General features: G+C 64.3%; 12 protein-coding genes and 1 pseudogene. 3 read left to right on the plus strand and 10 right to left on the minus strand.

The window, feature by feature from the left end; genetic code table 11:
* Position 1: 1 nt before the first annotated feature.
* From IVB50_RS11880 to IVB50_RS11915, 8 genes are all read right to left on the minus strand, one after another.
* Positions 2 to 3112 carry an EAL domain-containing protein gene (locus tag IVB50_RS11880; RefSeq protein WP_247295905.1) on the minus strand — a complete coding sequence of 1037 codons (3111 nt, stop codon included), beginning with the start codon at positions 3110 to 3112 and terminating at the stop codon, positions 2 to 4.
* A gap of 136 nt (positions 3113 to 3248) precedes the next feature.
* Positions 3249 to 4334, minus strand: a complete 1086-nt coding sequence (locus IVB50_RS11885; protein ID WP_026233042.1) for a branched-chain amino acid ABC transporter permease — start codon at positions 4332 to 4334, stop codon at positions 3249 to 3251.
* Positions 4331 to 5341, minus strand: a complete 1011-nt coding sequence (locus tag IVB50_RS11890; protein WP_247295907.1) for a branched-chain amino acid ABC transporter permease — start codon at positions 5339 to 5341, stop codon at positions 4331 to 4333. Before IVB50_RS11890 ends, IVB50_RS11885 begins: the two co-directional genes overlap by 4 nt.
* Complete coding sequence (locus tag IVB50_RS11895; RefSeq protein WP_018455863.1) at positions 5338 to 6060, minus strand: ABC transporter ATP-binding protein; 723 nt, start codon at positions 6058 to 6060, stop codon at positions 5338 to 5340. Before IVB50_RS11895 ends, IVB50_RS11890 begins: the two co-directional genes overlap by 4 nt.
* The gene (locus IVB50_RS11900; protein ID WP_018455864.1) at positions 6057 to 6833 is read right to left on the minus strand and encodes an ABC transporter ATP-binding protein; all 777 of its coding nucleotides are present in this window, start codon (positions 6831 to 6833) and stop codon (positions 6057 to 6059) included. The genes IVB50_RS11895 and IVB50_RS11900 overlap by 4 nt, the downstream gene beginning before the upstream one ends.
* A gap of 167 nt (positions 6834 to 7000) precedes the next feature.
* Complete coding sequence (locus tag IVB50_RS11905; protein WP_018455865.1) at positions 7001 to 8185, minus strand: substrate-binding domain-containing protein; 1185 nt, start codon at positions 8183 to 8185, stop codon at positions 7001 to 7003.
* 219 nt (positions 8186 to 8404) lie between these two features.
* Entirely contained in the window at positions 8405 to 10141 is a 1737-nt protein-coding gene (locus IVB50_RS11910) for an EAL domain-containing protein (protein ID WP_018455866.1), read from the minus strand.
* Positions 10142 to 10349: 208 nt separating this feature from the next.
* The gene (locus IVB50_RS11915) at positions 10350 to 11315 is read right to left on the minus strand and encodes a sensor histidine kinase (RefSeq protein ID WP_085349750.1); all 966 of its coding nucleotides are present in this window, start codon (positions 11313 to 11315) and stop codon (positions 10350 to 10352) included.
* Positions 11316 to 11510: 195 nt separating this feature from the next.
* Between IVB50_RS11915 and IVB50_RS11920 the strand changes: the two genes are divergently transcribed.
* Positions 11511 to 12353 (plus strand): glucose 1-dehydrogenase, encoded by an 843-nt coding sequence (locus tag IVB50_RS11920; protein ID WP_018455868.1) that lies wholly within the window; start codon positions 11511 to 11513, stop codon positions 12351 to 12353.
* A gap of 99 nt (positions 12354 to 12452) precedes the next feature.
* On the opposite strand, the gene IVB50_RS11925 is transcribed toward IVB50_RS11920, so the two are convergent.
* Together IVB50_RS11925 and IVB50_RS11930 are read right to left on the minus strand one after the other, a co-directional pair.
* Positions 12453 to 13829 carry a cytochrome P450 gene (locus tag IVB50_RS11925; protein ID WP_018455869.1) on the minus strand — a complete coding sequence of 459 codons (1377 nt, stop codon included), beginning with the start codon at positions 13827 to 13829 and terminating at the stop codon, positions 12453 to 12455.
* 64 nt (positions 13830 to 13893) lie between these two features.
* Positions 13894 to 15129, minus strand: coding sequence for an LLM class flavin-dependent oxidoreductase (locus IVB50_RS11930; protein WP_018455870.1), 1236 nt, complete (start codon positions 15127 to 15129; stop codon positions 13894 to 13896).
* Positions 15130 to 15359: 230 nt separating this feature from the next.
* Here IVB50_RS11930 and IVB50_RS11935 point away from each other — a divergent pair.
* Together IVB50_RS11935 and IVB50_RS11940 are read left to right on the plus strand one after the other, a co-directional pair.
* Positions 15360 to 16765: pseudogene (locus IVB50_RS11935) on the plus strand (MFS transporter).
* A gap of 147 nt (positions 16766 to 16912) precedes the next feature.
* The gene (locus tag IVB50_RS11940) at positions 16913 to 18079 is read left to right on the plus strand and encodes a PHB depolymerase family esterase (protein ID WP_026233043.1); all 1167 of its coding nucleotides are present in this window, start codon (positions 16913 to 16915) and stop codon (positions 18077 to 18079) included.
* Positions 18080 to 18099 lie beyond the last annotated feature (20 nt).

Raw genomic sequence — 18099 nt, forward strand, 5'->3', positions numbered from 1 at the left:
CTCAGGCCACCGCCGCCACCGGCAAGGCATGGCTCGAGCCGAACAGCTTTCGCACTTCGCTGGCCGGCTTCGGTCTGCTGAAGAGATAACCCTGCATCTCCGTGCAGCCGAGCGCACGCAGCATCTCGCGCTGCGCCTCGGTCTCGACGCCCTCCGCGACCGTGGTCATGTCGCTGGCGGCGGCGATGTTCACCACCGCCTGCACGATCACGGGCGCGCCGCTCGTCTCGGCGATATCAGCGACGAAACAGCGGTCGATCTTGATCTTGTCGAACGGAAAGCGCTTCAGATAGCTGAGCGAGGAGTAGCCGGTGCCGAAATCGTCGAGCGCGATGCGCACGCCGATGGCGCGGAGCTGGTGCAGGATCGAGAGCGCCGCCTCGTCGTCGCGGATCAGCACGGCCTCGGTGATCTCGAGCTCGAGCCGGGAGGGGGCAAGTCCGGAAGCGACGAGCGCGCCGGCGATCCGCAGTGCCAGCGTGTCGCATTTGAGCTGCACCGGCGAGACGTTGACCGCGACACGCACATGCGCCGGCCAGGTCGCGGCCTCGTTGCAGGCCATGCGCAGCACCCAGTCGCCGAGCTCGTTGATCAGGCCGGTGTCCTCGGCAATCGGAATGAACTCCGCCGGCGACACCATGCCGCGCTCGGGATGCCGCCAGCGCAGCAGCGCCTCGCAGCCTGTGACCTCATTGGTGCGCAAGTCGACCAGCGGCTGATAGTGGATCTCGAAACCGCCGTTCACCAGGGCCTGCCGCAGATCCTGCTCCAGGCTCAGGCGCGCCTTGGCGCTCGCATCCATCTCCGGCTCGAAGAAGCGGTGAGCGCGGCGTCCTCCGGCCTTGGCGCCGTACATCGCGAGATCGGCATTCTTGATGAGCTGGTCGAGATCGGTGCCGTCCTGCGGCGCCATCGCGATGCCGATGCTGGCGTCGGTGGAGAGCTGATGGCCGAAGCAGTGATAGGGCCGGCGGATCGCCTCGAAGATCCGCGTCACGAATGACACCACGTCGGCGGACGACTTGATGCCGGTCTGGATCACCGCGAATTCGTCGCCGCCGAGCCGCGCGATCAGGTCGTCCTGTCCGAGGCAGCCGCGGATGCGGGCGGCGATTCCCTTCAACAGCTCGTCGCCGACGTGATGGCCGAGCGAATCGTTGATGCCCTTGAACTCGTCGACGTCGATATAGAGCAGCGCGAACTGACTGCCGCCGCCGACCTTCTCAAGTTCGCGCTCGATCTGCTCGCGGAATAGCGTCCGGTTGGGCAGGTCGGTGAGCGCATCGTAATGCGCCATATGCGCGATCTTCTCGTCGGCGCGCCGTCGTTCGGTGACGTCCTCGACCACGTTGATGAGGTAACGCGGCTCGCCGGAATTGTCGCGGATCCCGATCCGGGTCGAGGTGATGTAGCGCATTCCCTTGGCCTGGCTCTGCCAGGCATGTTCGTCTTTGAACAATCCCTCGGTCATCTGCAGCGCCTTGCTGTCGTCGTCGGTGACGACTCTGGCGGAGGCATCCGGGTAAATGTCGAAGGGAGTCTTGCCAACGATGTTTTCACTCGATTGGCCGAATTGCTCTTCCGCGGTCCGGTTGACCAGCAGATATTGCCGCGTTTGAGCATCCTTCACCGTGATCTGCGATGGGATGTGGTCGATGATCTCGCGCAGGAACATGTAGTTGCGGTCGCGTTCCTGCTCCAGATTGCGGCGTTCGGTGATGTCTTCGATCGTGGCCACCCATCCGCCCTGCGCGAGTGGGGTGTTGATGACCTGGAAAGCGCGGCCGCTCGGCAAGTGATGGCTTCTGGTGGAGACCGTGCCCTCCGCGACGATCCTCATGACGTCGGCGCAAAATGCCTCGACATCGCCTTCGAACGCGCCGCGCTCCTTGCGATGATACATCGCCTCGCGGATGTGACAGCCGGGCTTGATGACGTCGTGGGAGAGGCCGAACATGTCGGCGTAGCGGCGGTTGCAGGTGACGATGTATCCGGCTGCATCGTACAGGATCAACCCTTGCGACATGTTGTTCAAGGCGGTGTCGAGCCGCCCTCGCTCCGCTTCCAGCCGCTGCTGCGCCTCCCGATTCTGACGGCTGATCTGGCGAACGATCAGGAACAGGATCAGCGCAATCACGGTCGCCGAAAGCGCGGCGGTGGTGACCATGAAACCGGTCTGCTGCCGCCAGTCGGCCAGCGCCGCGCTCGTGGTGTTGGTCGCGACGATGACCAGCGGGAAATGCGAAAGCGAGGCGCCGGAGCCGAGGCGCTCGTCGCCGTCGATCGGGCCCCTGACGCGCAGGGTGTGCCGGCCACCTTCGGCCAGCATCTTGCGCATCAGCGGCGCGTCCTTGAAGTCCCTGCCGATCAGCTCTTCGACATGCGGGTAGCGCGACAGCATCTTGCCATTGCGGTCGAACAGCGAGATCGCCGTGCCCTCCGCAAGCGCAACGGATGCGAAATAGTTCTGGTAGCTGTCCGGATCGATCCGGCGGACCATCGTGCCGAGGAAGCTGCCGTCCACGCCGCTCAGCCGACGTGCGACAATCGTGGTCCATTTGCCGATGATGAAACTGCGGACCGACTCCAGAATCACCGGTTCGGCCATCGGATCGGATTTGAAGGTCTGGAAGTAGGCGCGCGAGGAGATGTTGATCTTGGGCAGCGGCTGGGCTCGCGACCAGTTGATCAGCTCGCCGTCGGCATCGTAGATCGCGATGTCGCCGAGATAAGACACCGAGCTGATCTTGCTCCGCAGCATCTGGTTCGTCGCGGGTCCGGACATGCGCTCGCGGAAAGCCGTGGCGGAACTGATCTCCGGCAGATTCATCTGCCCGATCACATCGGCGGCGACGACGTCCGCATCTTCGAATTGTTGATCGAAGTGCCGCGCGATCAGCTGCACCGTGTTTTCCAGCTCGCGCTCGCGGTTGGTCAGGGTACGTTCGCGAAATTCGCCGACGGCCATGGCGGTCACCGCGAAGATCCCGGCGACCAGCAACACGCCGCACAAAGTAAGCCACAGCACCGGTCCGCGCCGGATGGCTGCCTCCCAGCCGTGCTTCGCGGCTAGGAACATTCGTGACGCAATCTCTGCAAAGACCTGGCGCATTCCCTCCCCCTGGAAGGACAGGAATACACCGCACAAATGGCGTAAAGCTTAGGAAAGCCAGTTACCTGGGGGTTAATCTCGTTGCACGAATACGGTTGCGCCGAGCGAGCCGCCGCGCTGCATCATGAATCACGCGTTAATGCGATCCGCTCGCGCTCTTGTCGCCGCCGAGATTGCGCAGCCGTCCGACCACGCCGGTCGGAAAGAAGTAGACGCTGGCGATGAAAAGCAGCCCGAGCCACAGCAGCCAGCGGTCTGGATGCAACAGCCCCGGCAGCAGTGGCAGGCCGGCTTCCGAGGCCGCCTTGGAGGCGACGCCCATCAGCGCCTGCAGATAGTTCTGGGCGAGGATGAAGATGGTGGCGCCGATGATCGCGCCGTAGATCGTGCCCATGCCGCCGATCACGACCATCAGCAGGATGTCCAGCATGATCGAGAAGCTGAGCGAGGTATCGGGACCGGCATAGCGCAGCCACAGTGCATTGAGAATGCCGGCGCCGGCGGCGACCAGTGCGGCGATGCAGTTGGCGTAGCTCAGGTGGAAAACGGTGCGGAAGCCGAGCGCCTCGGCGCGGAAGCGGTTTTCGCGGATCGCCTGCAGCACGCGCCCGAACGGCGAGTTCACCACCCGCAGCAAAGCGAGGATCATCAGGGCCGAGACGGCGAACACCAGATAGTAAGTCAGGAGGCGGCCGTTGACCTCGAATCCCAGCACGTTCTTCGAGATCAGCACCGTGCCGGGCCTGAGCAGCTCGGGCAGCTGAAAGCTGCGCCCGTCTTCGCCGCCGGTCAGCCAGGACAGCTGCGAGGCCAGCACCTGGAAGGCGGATGCGACCGCGAGCGTGATCATGGCAAAGAAGATCGCGGCAACCCGCAGCGAGAACAGTCCGATCGCAAGCGCAAGCAGCGCGGCAAGCGGCAGGCCGACCACGATGCCGGTTGCGACCGCGCCCCAATTCGGGCCCATCCCGTACAGCGCGATCGCGATCGCGTAGCTGCCGATCCCGTAGAACATGGTGTGTGCGAATGACACCGAGCCGGTATAGCCGAGCAGGAGGTCGTAGGAGGCGACCAGCGCGGCGAAGACGCAGATCTTGGCCGCGACGTTCAGCGCCTTCGCCCCGGGAGACAGGAACGGCGTCGCCACCAGCGCCAGGATGATGAGGACGAGAACGAGCGTGAGCACGCGGCTGCGCGGCGGATCGCCTGACAGGATCATCATCGGCTGGTCACCGCATAGAGGCCGCGCGGCCGCCACATCAGAATGGCGACCATCAGCAGGATATTGGAGACGAGGGCGAGCTTAGGCACCAGGAAGCCGCCGTAATTGGCAATCATCGCCACCAGGATCGCGCCGATGAAGCAGCCGCCGATCGAGCCGAGGCCGCCGATGATGACGACGATGAAGATCAGGACGGTGAGGTCGTCGCTCATGGAGGCGTGGACTTGCTCGCGATACAGCGCCCACATCACGCCGCCGAGGCCGGCGAGCGCCGATCCCGTCATGAACACGCCGAGGAACAGACGGCGAATGCGATAGCCGAGCGCCTCGACCATCTCGCGGTTCTCGACGCCGGCGCGGATCAGAAGGCCAAGCTTGGTTCGGTTGAGCACGAGCTGGATCGCGATGAAGACGGCGAGGCCGATCAGCGTCGCCAGCACGCGGTATTTCGCGATCGCGACGTCGCCGAGGATGAAGGAGCCGCGCAGCGACGTCGGCAGCGGCGTCGGGATGATCTGCGGCCCCCACACCGCATAGAGCGTCTGCTCGGCGACGATCAGGCCGCCCGTCGTCATCAGGATCTGCTTCAGATGCTGACCGTAGACGGGCAGGATCAGCACCCGCTCGACAACCAGCCCGAGCGCGCCGGATACCGCCATCGACAGCAGTGCCGCCGGCGCCAGCACCGCGAGGTTAGTCCACAGCGAATCCGCCTGGAGGGAAGCGGCGAACGGCGCCAGCACCAGGGTCGCGACATAGGCCCCGACCGCGATGAAGGCGCCATGGCCGAAATTGAGCACGTCCATCAGGCCGAACACGAGCGTCAGGCCGGAGGCCATGATGAAGATCATCATGCCCATCGCGAGGCTCGCGGCCGTCAGCGTCAGCCAGGTGCTGGGCGAGCCGATCAGCGGGATCATCACCAGGGCGACCGCGATCGGCAGCAGGATCGGCGCGATGTCGCGCTTCGGCTTCGGCAGCGGATCGGTTGCGGCGAGCTCGGTCATTGATGCGTCTCCAGGCTCAGGCCGAGCAGCCGCTCCTGCAGCGGCACGTCTGAGGCCAAGGCCGCCATCTCGCCGCGATGAACGATGGTGCCGTTGTCCATCACCAGCACGTTGTCGCCGAGCTCGCGGGCGGCAAAGAAATTCTGCTCGACCATCAGGATCGTGGCGCCCTTGCGCTTGATCTCCTTCAGGCACTCGATCAGCGCCATCACGATCGCCGGCGCCAACCCCTTGGTCGGCTCGTCGATCAGCAGGAGCTTGCGGGGTTCGATGATGGCGCGGGCAATCGACAGCATCTGCTTCTGTCCGCCCGAGAGACTTCCCGCGCGCGACAGCCAGAACCGGCGCAGCGCGGGGAAGAAGCCAAAAATCCAGTCCAGCTGGGCGTCGTCGAGTGGTCCGTCGCGCGCCGCCAGCACCAGATTTTCCTTCACCGTGAGGTCGGAGAACACCGCCATGCTCTCCGGCACGTAGCCGACGCCGAGCCGCGCGATGTCGGGCGTCGCACGGCTCTCGATGCGCTCGCCGGCGAGGCTGATCTCGCCGGAGGAGGCCTGCCAGAGGCCCATGATGGTGCGCAACGTCGTGGTCTTGCCGGCGCCGTTGCGGCCGAGCAGCATCGTGGTCTGCCCCTGCGCGACAGCGAGATCGATGCCCTGGAGGATGTGATAGCGGCCGATATGAGTGTGAACACCGGAGAGCCTCAACAGATCGGTCATGCTGCGCTCCCTGCAACTTTATTGGGCGCGACGCCGAGATAGGCTTCCTGCACGATCGGTGACGCAATCACCTCGGCAGGCCTGCCGTCCGCAACAAGCTGCCCGTTATGCAACACGATGATGCGGTCGGCGAGCGATCGCACCACGTCCATCTTGTGCTCGACCAGGAGAATGATCCTGCTTTTGTCCTGCTTGAGCTGCGCGATCAGGTTCAGCACGACCGGCACCTCGTCGATGCTCATGCCCGCGGTCGGCTCGTCGAACATGAACACCTTTGGCTCGAGCGCCATCATCAGCGCGACCTCGAGCTTGCGCTGATCGCCATGCGACAGTGCGGTCGCGGCGACGCCACGGCGGCCGCCGAGCGCGACCTGATCCAGGATAGCATCGGCGCGGGCGATCAGATCGCGGCGGACCATCCAGGGCCGCAACATGTCGTAGTGAGTGCCGTTGGCGGCCTGCACCGCGAGGCGGACGTTTTCCTCCACCGACAGATTCGGAAAGAGGTTGGTGAGCTGGAAGGCGCGCCCCAGGCCTGCGCGCGTCCGCATCGGCGCGGAATGCTGGGTGATGTCGGTGCCGTCGAACAGAATGCTGCCGCTCGATGCGCGGAGCTGGCCGGAGATCAGGTTGAAATAAGTGGTCTTGCCGGCGCCGTTCGGGCCGACGATCGCGGTGAGTTCGCCCGGGCGGAAGCTGCAAGTGACGCTGTTGACCGCGACATGGCCGCCGAAGCGGATGGTGAGGTCGCGGGTTTCGAGGGTCAGCGTCATGGCGGATCTGGCAAATGATGAGAGGAGAATTTGTCCGCGATCAGGCTGCGCTCCCTCTCCCGCTTGCGGGAGAGGGTGGGAGAGGGTGTCTCCTCAGGCGAGAACCCCAAGAGGACAGAGCCTTCTCCCGGCCTCTCCCGCAAGCGGGAGAGGTGAAGGAAGAAAGATCAGCGCTTGTTCTTGACCGGAACGTCCATGTCCTCGATCTTCAGCTCGCGCACCGGCTCGAGCACGGCCCAGGCGACATTCGGATCGACCTTGACCTTGAAGTGATACATGCTCTGCAGCGCCTGATGGTCTTCCTTGCGGAACATCATCTTGCCCTTGGGCGTATCGAACTCCAGGCCTTCCATGACCGTGATCAGCTTCTCGGTGTCGGTCGACTTCGCCTTGGTGACGGCGGCGACGACGGACATCGCCGCGGCGAATCCGCCCGCGGTGAAGAAGTCCGGCGGCGCGTTGAAGCGCTTCTGGTGCTCGGCGACAAGCCAGTCATTCACCGGGTTCTTCGGGATCGCGTAGAAATAATAGGTCGCGCCTTCCATGCCGGGCAGGCCCTTGTAGGCGGCGAGCGCCGGCAGGATGTTGCCGCCGGTGGACAGTTCGATGCCGTAGCGCTTCGGATCCATGTCCTGGAGTTTCGCCAGCGGATTGCCGGCGCCGGCCCAGATCACCCAGATCACCTTGCGGCCCGGCTTGTCCTTCAGCGCGTCGAACAGGCGCTGGCCGACCGCGGTGAAGTCGGTGGTCGAGGTCGGGGCATATTCTTCGGCGGCGAGCGTCGCCCCGGTCTTGCCGAGCGCCTCCTTGAAGGCGGCGACGCCGTCGCGGCCGAAGGCGTAGTCCTGCGCCAGCGTCGCGACGGTGACGCCCTGCTTGCCGATCGCGACCGCGTTCGAGATCGCGTCCTGCGACGAGTTGCGCGCGGTGCGGAAGATGTAGCGATTCCACTTCTCGCCGGTAATCTGATCCGCGACCGCGGGCTCGACGATCAGGATCTTCTTGTTTTCCTCGGCGACAGGCAGGATCGCGAGTGCCGCGGCCGACGAGGTCGTGCCGATCGCGATGTCAACCTTGTCGTCCTGATAGGCTTCCGCGAGCGCGGCCTTGGAGAGATCCGGCTTGCCCTGGTCGTCCTTGGTGATGACGACGATCTTGCGCCCGTCGAGCGTCATGGTGCCCTTGGTGGCGTATTCGAACCCCATCTGCAGGCCGGTCTCGGTCTGCTTGGCATAGGCCTCGAGCGGGCCGGTCTTGCCATAGATCAGCGCGATCTTGAGATCGTCGGCCTGTGCGGAGGTGCCCGCGGCGAGGGCGAGGATGGTTGTTGTTAAGATGAGCGATCGGCGCACGATGGTCCCTCCTGATGAGTTCTTTGGCCATAGCGATTTGCACAACCGTGCGGACATTGCAATTCCACCTTCCGGCGGACCACGCGACGGGCATGTGTGATATTGTCCGGCCCGGCCGAGCCGGATCGCTTCTGCCGAAGAAATCGGCAGATGCAATTGTTGACCTCACCCGTGGAACGGGTTGCTCAGGCTTTGCAAAGTAACGACTCAGGCCCGGGGTTACCGCCGGTATCCGTTCGCGCGGGAATAGCCCTGCCGGTTCTGCTGCGTCGAGCGGTTTGTGACGCTGGCGCGTGCTTCGCTGGAAATGGGCGTTGCGAGCTTCAGCTCCTCCAGGAAGATCGGCCGGGAGAAGTAATAGCCCTGCGCGTAACGGATCTTGGTCGCAGCCTGGAGGTAGGCGAGCTCCTCGTAGGATTCGATGCCTTCGGCAATCACGGTCATGCCGAGCGCTTCGCTCAGGGATTCGATCGCGCGCAGGATGCCCTGGTTGCGTGGACGCTTATGGATATCGGTGATGAAGGAGCGGTCGATCTTGATCTCGTCCGCGGTGATGTCGGCCAGCGCCGAGAGCGAGGAATAGCCGGTGCCGAAATCGTCGATCGAGATGGCGACGCCGAGCTTGCGGAACATCGGCAGGATCTCGGCCTGGAAATGATTCTTGGCGACGAAGGCGTCTTCCGTCACCTCGATCATGAAGCGCTGCGGAAAGCCGGTGTCGTCGAGCGCCTGGGCAAAGCTGCGCATGAATTCCGGGTTGCCGGCCTGCTTGGCCGCGACGTTGATGCTGATGGTCGCTTCCGCACCGAACGTCTCGTTGATCAGGTCGATCGACTTGACGATCTCGGCGAGCACGAGATGGGTCAGCTCGTCGATCAGCCCGAGTTCGGTGGCAAGATTGATGAACGAGCCGGGCGCCTGGATCACGCCCTCGTCGTCGCGCAGCCGCACCAGGGCCTCGATGCCCTTCACGTCCTGCGTGCGGATGTCGACCTTGGACTGGAAGGCGCAGCAGAAGCGCTTCTCCAGGATGGCCTGCCGCAGCGACTGCTCGATCTTCATCCGCGCCAGCGCCTCGCGTTCCATGCTGGAATCGAAGAAGGCCGCCGATCCCTTGCCGTCATTCTTGATGCGGTACATCGCGATGTCGGCGTTCTGGCGCAGTGTCTCGAAGCTGCTTCCGTGATCGGGGTAGAGGCTGATGCCGACGGAGGTTGAGGCGAACACTTCCGAATTGTCGATGAAGAACGGCGCGGTCAGCCGCTCCAGCGTCGACTGCATGAATTCGGCGACTTCCTCCTGGTTCTGGATCGGCGATAGCAGCAGCAGGAATTCGTCGCCGGAGATGCGCGACAGCATGTCCGAGTCGCGCAAGCCGCGTCCAAGCCGCTTCGACAGTTCGACCAGCAGGGCGTCGCCCACGGCGTGCCCGTAATAGTCGTTGATGTGCTTGAAATTGTCGACGTCGAGAAAGGCGAGCGCAAAGCGATCGCCCGTGCGACCCTGCGCGAGCAGGCTGGTGGCGCGATGCTCGATCACGCGCCGCGAGGGCAGGCCGGTCAGATCGTCGAAATAGGCCGAGCGGAACAGCTGGTCTTCGAAATTCTTCTGCTCGGTGATGTCAGAGGAGGCCGAGATCAGCAGCTCGCGTCCGTCGAGGCGGACCGGACGATGGGTGGTCAGCAGCACCTGGCGTGCGGCTCCGTCGTGGAGCGCTTCCTCGGCGACGACCGCCTGGCCGGAGCTCAGGGCCTGCCGGCAGGCTTCGAGGCGCGACGCTAGATCGCGCGAGGGGCGGCTGCCGTCCATGCCGAGCTGGGCAGCCGCGACATCGTTGACCAGGAGAAGTTCGCCTTGCGCGTCCTGCACGGTCAGGCCGGCAGGCAGCATTCTAACGATTTCCTTGAGAAATCCGAGTTCGGCTTCGCTCGCGCCGGAATATTTGTTGTCGTTCATAGAAGTCATGAATCTTGTTGTTTCAGCGCGCCTTTGCAATGGCCGCGATCTTGCGCGGTTCCCTCTTAAGTTTGGTTAAGGGGCCCGGAGAATTACGGTGGTGTTTTGCGGCGATGCGACGCGCGCAGCCTATCGTCATTAACAGGGCGTCAACGCGTCCGGTGAAACCGCGAACGACGCGCGCGAACGGGTTTCGTTGGCGCCGCGTCTAACCGTCCTTGGGGATACGGCATTGCATGGTGCAATGAAGTCCGGTCCTGAGATAGGAAACCTCAGTCTTGCCGTCGAAGGCCGACAGCGCCGACTTCAACAGCTTGGTGCCGAAACCCGGCTCGGAGATCTTGTCGACGCTCGGACCCTCGGTTTCATCCCAGGTCACGGTCAGGCGATCGTCGCTGACGGTCCATGACACCTGCAACAACCCGCGCGGCGCGGAGAACGCGCCATATTTCCCCGCGTTGGTGGCGAGTTCGTGAAACATCAGGGACAGCGTGACCGCAAGTTTCGGCGGCAGGAACAGCCGGTCGCCGTTGAGCGTGAAGCGGACATGGCCGTAAGGGCCGAGCTCGGAGATCAGGAGGTCGCGAATGTCGCAGCCGGCCTTGTCGATCCGTGAGATCAAATCGTCGGTCGCGGCAAGCGACCGCAGCCGCGGATCGATCCGGGCCCAGATTTGCGGCTGATCGTGCAGCACCTGATGCAGCACGGCATGCACCGTCGACAGCTTGTTCTTCAGCCGGTGCTGGAGCTCGTCGACCAGCAGCTTGCGGTAGTCTTCTTCCTCGATCAGGCGTCTGGAAATCCGCCGCTGCTCGACGAGGAGCGAGCGATAGTGCTCGACGCCCCAGATGGTGAGCGCGCAGACCGCCCAATACAGCGCCAGCAGGGCGAATCGCGCGTTATCGGCAAAGGCATCGCCGAAATTCACGACGACGCCGAGCACGCCGCCCACCAGCGCCGTGATGATGCCGATGCGGAAGCCGCCGAACGCGGCTGCAAAGAACACGGCCGGGAAATACGGCGTGAAATAGACGTCGGGCCGCACATGGGCGAGGGCCCAGCGCGCCAGCGTCGCAACCAGCAGGCAGGCGACCGCAAACGCAAGGCTCAGGCCGAGCGACGGCGGTGCCACGCCCTGCCAGCCCTTGCGGAATTCGTCGATCAGCTTCCCCATGCGCAGTCCGGTCGCGATATGCGTTCGACAATCGAGCGATCGCCAGGAATGTTACGCATGTCGCCGGCCCCAAGCAAAGCTTGCCTTGTCGGAAGCCGGCAGGAATAGTGCCTGCCGCGGCGCCGACCGTCGCGGCGCCGTCGTCGATCGGTGTCCGCCATTTGGCGTCAAGGGGTTCGAAAACAGGGACATTCCATGGGCAGGCTGGATGGCAAGGTCGCGGTGATCACGGGCGCGACGAGCGGGATCGGGTTGCGGACTGCAGAAGTCTTCGTTGCCGAAGGTGCCAAAATTGTGATCGCGGGCCGGCGCATACCGGAAGGCGAGGCGCTGGCGAAGCAGCTCGGGGCGAATTGCGTCTTCCGCCAGACGGATGTGACGGTCGAAGCGCAGATGCAGGCGGTGATCGCGCTCGCGGTGGACAAATTCGGCCGCATCGACTGCCTGTTCAACAATGCCGGCGGTCCGGCGCAGACCGGCGGCATCGAAGGCCTCGAGGTCGAGCGCTTTGACGCGGCGATGGCGACCCTGCTGCGCAGCGTCATGCTCGGCATGAAGCACGCCGCGCCGCACATGAAGAAGCAGGGATCTGGCAGCATCATCAACAATGGCAGCATCGCCGGCCGTCTTGCCGGCTTCTCGTCATCGATGGTCTATGGTGCAGCCAAAGCGGCGGTGATCCATCTCACCAAATGCGTGGCGATGGAGCTCGGCGAATCCAACGTCCGCGTCAACTCGATCTCGCCCGGCGCCATCGCGACCGGCATTTTCGGCAAGGCGCTCGGGCTTTCGACCGACGCGGCGGAGAAGACGCCGGCGGTGATGCGCGAGGTCTACAAGACCGCGCAGCCGATCCCGCGCGCCGGCCTTCCCGATGACATCGCCCATGCTGCGGTGTTCCTGGCCAGCGACGAATCCAGCTTCATCAACGGCCATGACCTCGTCATCGACGGCGCGATGACCGGCGGCCGCAACTGGAGCCAGCAGCAGCAGGGCTACGTGGCCCTGCGCAAGGCGTTCGATCAGGGGGGCGGATAGTTTCGTCATTGCGAGGAGCGAAGCGACGAAGCAGTCCAGGCCGCTTCCGCGGACGCAGTCTGGATTGCTTCGCTTCGCTCGCAATGACGACTGCGATGCTCAAACCGCCTTCACCCGCACCCGCAATCCGTCGCGCGGCTTCGGGATCGGCCACATCTGCCAGTCGGGCTTGTAGCCGGGCTCCAGCGACACCTCGATGTTCTGCAGGAAGTGCCGCGCGAAGCATTTGGCCTGCATGTAGGCGAAGTGCAGGCCGAGGCACATATGCGCGCCGCCGCCGAACGGCACCCAGGCGAAGCGGTGGCGGTTGCGCTGGGCCTCTTCGGTGAAGCGCAGCGGATCGAAGCGATCCGGCTCCGGCCAGATGTCCTTCATGTGGTGGGTGTAGAGCGGATTGACGCCGATCGCAGTGCCGGCCGGAATCGAAAAACCCTTGAAGCTGAAATCGCGCACGGCTCGGCGCGGCATCGAGGGCACCGGCGGCTTGATCCGCAGCGCTTCCTTGAACGCCATCTCCGACAGCGGCATCTTTTCGAGATCGTCGAAGCTGCTTGGCGCGTCAGGGGCGAGCCCCAGCGCCATGACTTCCGCGCGAAGCTTGTCCTGCCAGCCGGGATTTGCCGCGAGTTCGCCAATGAACGACGTCAGCGACGAGGTCAGCGTGTCGTGCGCCGCCATCATCAGGAAGCTCATGTGGTCGATGATGTCCTGTTCCGAGAGCAGCGCGCCGTCCTCGTGGGTTGCGCGGCAGAGCTGCGAGAACAGATCATCACCGCCGAGATTGCCGCGTCGCAGCGGAATCTGCTCGCGGAAATAAGCCACGATGCGCTTGCGTCCCCTGACGCCGGCCGCCATCTGCGTGCCGGGCAGCGGTCGGCGGATCGGGGCGACGGCAGCGGCGACCATGTCGACGAAGGCCCGGTTGATCTCGTCGACCTCCGGCCCGATATCGGCGCCGATAAAGGACGCGGCGGCGAGATCGAGCGTGAGCTGCTTCATCGCCGGATAAAGCTGCATCTCGCCGGGCTTGGCCTTCCACTGCGCGACGCGGGCGGCGATGCCGCGGTCGAGATCGCTCAGATACGACTTCATCGGGCCGGACTTGAATGCGACCGACAGCGCCTTGCGGTGCAGCCGGTGCTCCTCGAAATCCAACAGCATCAATCCCCGCGGAAACAACAGGCCGAGCACCTTGTTCCAGCCATGGGTCGAGGAGAACAGCTTTTGCTGGTCGAACAGCACGAGCTCGTTGGCCTCGGGGCCGAGCAGCACGATATTGGTCTCGCCGAAGAAATGCGTGCGATAGACGAGGCCGTATTTGGCGCCGTTCGCCTCGATATGCCCTTTGGGGTCCGCGAGCACCTGGAAGGTCTTGCCGATGATCGGCCAGCCTTCGTCGCCGGGGATGTGGGTCAGCTCGTTGCGCTTGGGCGGAGTGAAGCCGTGCGCAGGGGCGGCCACATTCTGCATCGACATGACGATTGCTCCGGTTGGCTAGACCCGGCCAACATAACACAATCCAGCTGCGATGACTCCGCGCTTACCGCTTCGCCGCTTCCTTCTGCAAATCCGGCGCATTGACGGCCGGAATCGCAACGCGGCCGGCGCCGGTCACCTTCAGCGCCTCGGCGGCCTTTTCGTTTTCCATGATCTTGGCCATCACGGCCTGTCCCGCGCGCTCGAAGATCGCGCGGTTCTCGATCACAAATTTTTGCGACTTGCGCAAGCCGTCGATGTAGCCGTTGATCTCGGGCACCACGTAGCGCGCGACCATGTCCCAGCTCCGGCGCGTGTTCTCCGGATTGGCCCAGTCGTGCACGAAGCCGATGACGGCGCCGATTCCGCCGGAGACCTGCATCACGTTCTTGATCATCTTGACGAGGTCGTCGGGCGTGCCGATGACGGAGGCCGCGCCGTCGACGAAAGCGGTCTTGTCCACGGCCTCGTCGGGTGAGGCGAACGCGGTGAGCCCGGGCCGTTGCAGCGTGCCGACATTATATTCATTGTGCCAGCGCATTAGGCCGGGGCCGGCCTCGCGGCGCGCCTGCTCGCGGGTCTCGGCGATGTGCCAGGTCAGCAGCACGCGCCAGTTCGCGCGATCGACTTTGGTGCCGTGCTTTTTCGCCGCGTCCTCGGCGAACTGCCATTGCTGCTGCAGCGACATCAGCCCCTGAGTCGTCATCGAACCCAGCGAAATGATGCCGATTCCGTATTTTCCGGCGAGCGTCATGCCGGAGGGCGAGATCTGCGAGGCCACGACGAAGGGCATTTCCTCCTGCAACGGCAGGAGCTGCAGCGCGGCGTCGTTCATGGTGAACCAGTCGCTCTTCGCCGTGACGCGCTCGCCGCTGAAGAGGCGGCGGATCACGCCGATCGCTTCGTCCTGGCGGTCGCGCTGCGTCATCGGATCGATGCCGAGCGTATGCGCGTCGGAGGCGAGCGCGCCGGGACCCGAGCCGAAGATGGCGCGGCCGCCGGTCATGTGGTCGAGCTGCACCATGCGCTGCGCGACGTTGTAGGGATGATGGTAAGGCAGCGACACCACGCCGGTGCCGAGCCTGATCCGCTTGGTGCGCTCGCCGGCGGCCGCCAGGAACATCTCGGGGGAGGCGATCATCTCCCAGCCGGAGGAATGATGCTCGCCGCACCAAAACTCGTCATAACCGAGGCTATCCAACTGCTCGACCAGGTCGAGATCGCGCCGGAACTGGAGCATCGGATGCTCCCCGATCGGATGATGCGGGGCAAGGAAGGCTCCGAACTTCAGGCGCGCCATGGCGTTCTCTCCGGCTTACATTTTTTTGTTTGTGGCGCGAAGCTACGTGCTGGAGACAGCGAACGCAATCGTGCGATGTCCCGCGCGGCGGAATGCAGCCATGCGTATGTCGTCTTCCTCTCCCGGCACGCTGAGAGAGGCGGAACGCGCGAGGATCCTACCTTCGAGGTAATCGCGGCGCCGCATGCGGTCTGAGATGATCGGCAAGGACATCCGAGGATCACGCGCCGATGCATCAAACCGTCACAAAGCAGGTCGACACGTCGCGTCGCTGGTGGGTGCTGGCGATCGTCGTGGCCGCCCAGTTCATGTTCGGCGTCGATGCCTTCGTGGTCAACGTCGCCATTCCCACCATCGCGGTCGAGTTGAAGGCGTCGCCGGCTCAGATCGAATCCGTCATCGCGATCTACCTGATCGCCTATGCCACGCTGGTCGTCACCGGCGGCCGGCTTGGCGACATTCACGGCACCAGGAACGTGTTCCTGGCAGGTCTGCTCGGCTTCACCCTGACGTCGCTGTGGTGCGGACTGGCGCGATCCGGTTCGGAGTTGATCGTCGCGCGATTGACGCAGGGTGCCTCCGCCGCGCTGATGGTGCCGCAGGTGCTGGCGACGCTGCATCTCCTGTTCACCGACGAACAGCGCAACCGCGCCTTCGCCATCTACGGCATCGTGCTGGGACTCGCGGGTGCCGCGGGCTTTCTGCTCGGTGGTCTCCTGGTCACGATCGATCTCGCCGGCACCGGCTGGCGCTCGGTGTTCTTCGTCAATGTGCCGTGCGGTCTCGTGATCGCGGTGGCGGCCTGGCGCATCATGCCCTCGGCACCGCATCGCGCCGGCACACGGCTTGACATCACGGGCAGCATCGTCCTGTTCGCCGGATTGCTGTGCATGATCGGTCCGCTGCTGCTGGGTCACGATGTCGGCTGGGCACCGTGGCTGTGGCTGGTGATGGCGGTCGGCGCCGCGATCCTCCTGGGGTTCCCGAAGCTGGAGCATGCGGTGACACGCGCCGGCGGCATGCCGCTGATTGATCTCTCGCTGCTGGCGGACGCCGCTTTCCTGCGCGGCCTTGGCGCGGCGTTCTTTTTCTTCTCCGCCAATCTCTCGTTCTATCTGGTCATGACGCTGTTCATGCAGCGAGGGCTGAAATCCCGCCGCTCGCGGCCGGCATGGCCTTCATTCCGCTCGCGCTCGCTTTCGTCGTGGCCTCGCGCCATAGTGGCGCACGGGCGCGCCATCGCGGCACCAGGGTCTTGATCGAAGGCTGCGCGCTTCAGATCGCGGGCCTCGCGGCCCTTGCGCTGGTCGCGTTCTCTGTCGACGCGCCGTCCGCGCTCCTGCTCGCGCTCACCATGATCGTGTTCGGCTACGGTCAGGGGCTGGTGATGGCGCCGCTCTCCGGCGCGGTGCTCTCGACGGTGAAGCCTGTGGCCGCCGGTTCTGCCTCCGGCATGTACGGCACCACGGCGCAAGTCGGAAATGCGGCCGGAGTGGCCGCAATCGGCGCCATGTTTTTCGCCGTCGAAGCGGTGCAATCAGCGCGCGCAGGATTTCTCGTCTCGCTCGCACTGTTCGCAACATTAATCATGATCTGCGCCGCATTCCTGGCGTGGATGCGCCGGGTATCTGCATGAAGTTGAGGCATTGCGGTTAATGCGTGCTGATTTCTGCAGGCTTTCCTGAGATTTAGCACCTCATCGACAGCACACGGTCTTTTTATTTTGCGCTGCAGCAACTATTTGGTTTGGGTGGACGTTGAACGTCGCCTGCTAGGAGCTGCCGTGTCGTTAACCAGAAATGTCGATCTCTTGAGACGTCTGCCAAAGCTGGACGGATTGCGCTTCGCCGAGTTTGGCCGGAGCGCCGATGCGTCCAGTCCGTTGCAAGAGGTCACGGGCTTCGGCGACAATCCCGGCAATCTGCGCCTGTTCGCGTTCGTGCCGCCGCAACTGCAGAAGCCGCGCGCGCTCGTCGTCGTGCTGCACGGCTGCGGCCAGACGGCGGCAAGCTACGACCTCGGTGCCGGATGGTCGACGCTCGCCGAGCACTACGGCTTCGCGCTGTTGATGCCCGAGCAGCAGCGCATCAACAACAGCAACACCTGCTTTAACTGGTTCCATCCGGAAGACACGGCGCGGGACAGTGGCGAGGCCTGTTCGATTCGCGAGATGATCGCGCATATGACGGAAACGCATCGCGTCGATCCCAAGCGCATCTTCATCACGGGCCTGTCGGCCGGCGGCGGCATGACGTCGGTGATGCTCGCGACCTACCCTGAAGTCTTCGCGGCCGGTGCGGTGATCGCGGGACTTCCCTACGGCATCGCGACCAATCTGCGCGAGGCGCTCGACGGCATGTTTCATTCCCCGGAGCGGCCGGCGCGTGAACTTGGCGATCTGGTGCGGCGGGCCTCGAATCATCGCGGGCCCTGGCCGAGGATCTCGGTGTGGCACGGCAGCGCCGATCGCACCGTCAATCCCGGCAATGCCAACGAGATCGTCAAGCAATGGCTCGACCTGCACGATCTGCCCGAGGCGCCGATGGCGGAAACTGACATCGACGGCTATCCGCGCCAGGCCTGGTGGAACAAGGACGGCGAGACGCTCGTCGAGTCCTACGCCATCACCGACATGGCCCACGGCACGCCGCTCGGCCTTGCCGACAACGACCAGCGCTATGGCGTGGAAGGCGCGTTCCTGATCGAGGCCGGCATCTCCTCGTCTTATCACATCGCCAAATTCTTCGGCCTCACCGGCTGGATTCCCGACGCTGCGAAGAAGGCGGAGGCAAAGCCGACGCCGGCCCGCTCGCCCGCGCCGCATCTGGCGCGCTCGATCCGCGCCGCGATCGCCGAAGAGCCGGCCGAGCCGAAGCGCGAGGAGGCCCGCGGCTTCGATCTCGGCCAGATCATTACGCGCGCGCTCACGGCCGCGGGATTGATGAAGTAACTCAGGCCGTCGCGCCGATA

The sequence above is a fragment of the Bradyrhizobium sp. 87 genome, from assembly GCF_023073015.1.
GTDB lineage: Bacteria > Pseudomonadota > Alphaproteobacteria > Rhizobiales > Xanthobacteraceae > Bradyrhizobium > Bradyrhizobium canariense_D.